3 protein-coding genes are annotated in these 3,993 nt (G+C 36.5%); 2 read left to right on the top strand and 1 reads right to left on the bottom strand.

Going from position 1 to position 3,993, the window contains the following annotated elements; translation table 11 throughout:
* Positions 1-212 (top strand): hypothetical protein (locus tag AC3DU7_RS27510; RefSeq protein WP_488042444.1); only part of this gene is annotated, 212 nt, incomplete at its 5' end.
* A 1,011-nt stretch (positions 213-1,223) separates the two neighbouring features.
* Here the strand turns inward: AC3DU7_RS27510 and AC3DU7_RS27505 are convergent.
* A complete protein-coding gene (locus AC3DU7_RS27505) occupies positions 1,224-1,697 on the bottom strand; it encodes a universal stress protein (RefSeq protein ID WP_488042443.1) in 474 nt (157 codons plus the stop codon).
* Between the two features lie 88 nt (positions 1,698-1,785).
* Here AC3DU7_RS27505 and glgX point away from each other — a divergent pair, with 88 nt between their 5' ends.
* On the top strand, positions 1,786-3,906 hold the full coding sequence (gene glgX / locus AC3DU7_RS27500; RefSeq protein WP_488042442.1) for a glycogen debranching protein GlgX: 2,121 nt from the start codon (positions 1,786-1,788) through the stop codon (positions 3,904-3,906).
* Positions 3,907-3,993 lie beyond the last annotated feature (87 nt).

The following is a 3,993-nucleotide window of genomic DNA, read 5'->3' as shown; positions in this document are numbered from 1 at the left end:
GGGAACAGGGAACAGAGAAAAAGAAAAAAATGTATCATATGAATATAATAATTGCTATATTCTATACTTTTAAGGAACATCTGAATTCTCACAACTTATTCCTGATTGCTATATCTGAATTATCAGAAAAAAAAAATTTTAATGTTGATTTAACTCTAATCAATCTTAGACTAATTATTCCTCATGAAAATGGAAATTATGATTTTGAGTAGCTTTCTTGATAAAGTTAGCTATTACTAGAATATCCATAAGCAATTATTCATATAGCCTTTTTATCTGGGATTTAGAAACCAAGTATTCTTAAAAAGAAAATAGGGAGTATAGGAATGGAGGGAATATTCAACAATTAATAATTAATAATTAAATAATTCTGGTTTAAAGCCTTCCCTTTTAAGAGGAAAAAGCGGTCGAGGGAAGGCGAGGGGACCTCGCCATATCCAATCGACCAAGACAGCGGTTGTTAGCGCAGCTTCCTGTAGGGTGGGATGGCGATCTTAGGAGTGGCTTTTATAAGAGCGGGTATCCTCGCCATATCCAATCGACCAAGAGAAGAAATAGTATCTCCTTATATTCAATTCCGTAATGGTTTTAACCAGAGGTAATTATCAATTATCCATTCATGAATAATACCAAGCGTGAAAAAAGAATGTTACGAATAGTTTGGTTAACAAAAATGGTTAAAGTCAGATGTATATTTAGCACTTGGAGAATTATTTCAGGGTCAAAAATGATAATAATAGGCGTTGCTGAATTAGGGTATGATTTTGCCCCCCGAGCAAGCCAATTTTGGGGGGGATAAAACTCTAAAAGTCCCCCAGAATTGGGGGATGCGCGGGGGCATGGACTAGAACCAAACAATCGCGCATTCATACTTCAATTCAGCAACGCCTAATAATATCATGTCCGGTTGAATAGTTATAATTACAGCTCGTAGTATTGCTCTAGCAATAATATAGATATCTCAAGGGCTAAAGCCCTACTACAAACAAAAACTTTTTTGATCGTTAATTATCCGGACATGATATAACAGTTCTTTTCTTTCTACTGACTACTGACTACTGACTACTAGAAACAGTTCAAGCATTTGTAGCAAACATTTATCAAATTGGTATAATAGACATCTCCAAGAATAAAAAATCAAATCAATTATTGCACTCTTGTTCATTGATTTTTTTCTCCTACTACCTACTCCCTCTTTTGGAGGAGATGCCTAATAAAAAAAGCTAATCCTGTACGATATGAACAGAACAATGAGCGCGATGAATAACATAATTACTAACACTACCCAATAGCAGTTCATTAAAAACGGAATGCCCACGGCGTCCCATAATGATTAGATCGGCATTCCACTTTTGAGCTAATTTACATAGTTCCCGACCAGGGTTGCCTCTGAGTTGGGTAAATTCTGTATTGAACCCAAGTTCTTTTGCTTTATCTGCTTTTGATTTCAACATTTGTAAACATTCTTGCTCAAATTTTTCCCAAAGCTGATGATATTCTTTCATCATCTCTGGATTTGTACCAATGTCAGTACCAATCATTGGCCAATAATTTATCGGACTTTCTTCCGCTTCCTCCGAGAGAATATGAACTAACATCAGATTCGGTTGACCGATTTTTGCTAACTGTAAAGCTATGTCAAACACGCGATCGCTAATAGCAGAGGTATCAATAGCAATTAAAATTTTTTCATACATAATTAATACTTCCAATGGTTTTGTTAAATATCTATTTACATTGTATAAAATTACCAAGGTTATCTAATAGTTAAATAAGTCAAAAATTATGAATCTTAATATCTTACCAGGTAATAGTTTTCCCATTGGCGCAACACTCTCCAAAGACCCCAAAGGAGTCAATTTTTCCATTTACTCTAAAAATGCTACAGCAATAGAATTATTACTGTTTGATGAGCCTGAGGCAGCTAAACCAAAGCAAGTAATTTTACTTGACCCTAAACAACATAAAACCCATCATTACTGGCACATATTTATTTGTGGTCTTGAGGCAGGGCAAATATATGCTTACCGAGCTTATGGACCACTTGAACCGGAAAAAGGTCATCGATTTGATGGTACAAAGGTATTACTAGACCCTTACGCTAGGGTAGTAGTGGGACAAGAAAAATATAGTCGTGAAGCTGCTACTGGTTATGGCAATAACTGTGCCTATGCTCTCAAAGGGGTAGTAGTTGACCCAACTGCTTATGACTGGGAAGACGATGTACCTCTAAATATACCTTACGCTCATACAGTTATCTATGAAATGCACGTTGGTGGATTTACTCGTAACCCTAATTCTGGTGTTTCCCCAGAAAAACGAGGTACTTTTGCCGGACTAATTGAAAAAATTCCCTACCTGAAAGAATTGGGAATTACTGCTGTAGAATTATTACCTGTACAGCAATTTGACGAACAAGATGTGCGCGAACCTCTAATAAATTATTGGGGTTATAGCCCGATCGCATTTTTTACTCCTCACCACAATTATAGTTCTCGCAAAGATATTTTCGGACCGATGGATGAGTTTCGGGATATGGTAAAAGCTTTGCACAAAGCTGGAATAGAAGTAATTTTGGATGTGGTTTTTAATCATACTGCAGAGGGTAATGAAAACGGACCGACAGTTTCTTTCCGGGGACTGGAAAATTCTACTTATTACATTCTGGAGACAGACGACTCCACTTATTACACTAACTATAGCGGTTGCGGCAATACTTTCAATACAAATAATCCTTTTGTACATCGTTTAATTGTTGACTGTCTTTGTTACTGGGTTAGAGAAATGCACGTTGATGGGTTCCGGTTTGACTTGGCATCTGTTATGTCTCGGAGTATGACTGGCGATCCGTTGGAAGATCCACCTGTGTTATGGGCAATTGAATCCGATCCTATTCTGGCAGGGGCAAAAATTATTGCAGAAGCTTGGGATGCTGCGGGATTATATCAAGTGGGTTCATTTATTGGCGATCGCTTTGCTGAATGGAACGGACATTATCGTGATGATGTTCGTCAGTTTGTCAAAAGTGACCCCAAGATAGTTGATAAGTTAGCGGCTAGAATTATGGGTAGTCCTGATATTTATCCTCAACCAGACCGCGAACCTAATCATAGTATTAATTTTATTACTTGTCATGATGGTTTTACTATGAGTGATTTGGTTTCTTATAATGAAAAACATAATGAAGCTAATTGTGAAGATAATCGTGATGGAGCTAATGATAATTATAGCTGGAATTGTGGAGTTGAAGGATTAACTAATAGGCAGGAAATTGAAAGATTACGACTGCGACAAATTAAGAATTTTTTCACCATATTATTTTTCTCCCAAGGTACACCAATGATTTTAATGGGAGATGAAGTTAGGCGAACTCAACTTGGTAATAATAATGGTTATTGTCAGAATAATGAACTAAGTTGGTTTGATTGGGAGCAAATTGAGAAACAAACGGATTTACTGCGATTTGTGAAAGGGATTATTAATTTTACCCAAGAGTTAGAAATAATGCAGGTAGATAAGGTTTTAGCTACAGTTGGTTCGGGTACTCCAGAGTCATCTTTAGCTAGAGAAGAAGGGGAAATTTACCCGAATGAAGTGCCTAATATTAATTGGCATGGAGTACGTTTTGGTAAACCTGATTGGTATCTAGATTCTCGGACTTTAGCTTTTAGTTTGAAGCATCCTGAAAGTGGTGAATATTTTCATATTATTTTGAATGCTTATTGGAAACATTTAATGTTTGAGTTACCACGTTTAAAAAGAGGGAAAAGTTGGTATTTAATTATTAATACTGCTTTTCCTTCTCCTAAAGATTTTAATGATTTAGATACAGCTACAAAAGTTATCGGTGTTAGGTATCGGGTTGAGGCGCGGTCTGCTATTGTGTTAATGGCAAAACTCAATTAATATGGGATGATTACTGGCAAGTCATCAGCTCTTTCTGATTGGGTTTCTTTCCATTAGACATCTCCAGAAAAGAGGGAACAGGGAACA

Source organism: Okeania sp., from assembly GCF_983059655.1.
Note: the sequence above shows the minus strand (reverse complement) of the source record. Positions and strands in the feature narration are given on the sequence as shown.

Coding starts and splice junctions, on each gene's coding strand:
- AC3DU7_RS27505 (WP_488042443.1), bottom strand. CDS start 1,697: ATGTATGAAAAAATTTTAATTGCTATTGATACCTCTGCTATTAGCGAT.
- glgX (WP_488042442.1), top strand. CDS start 1,786: ATGAATCTTAATATCTTACCAGGTAATAGTTTTCCCATTGGCGCAACA.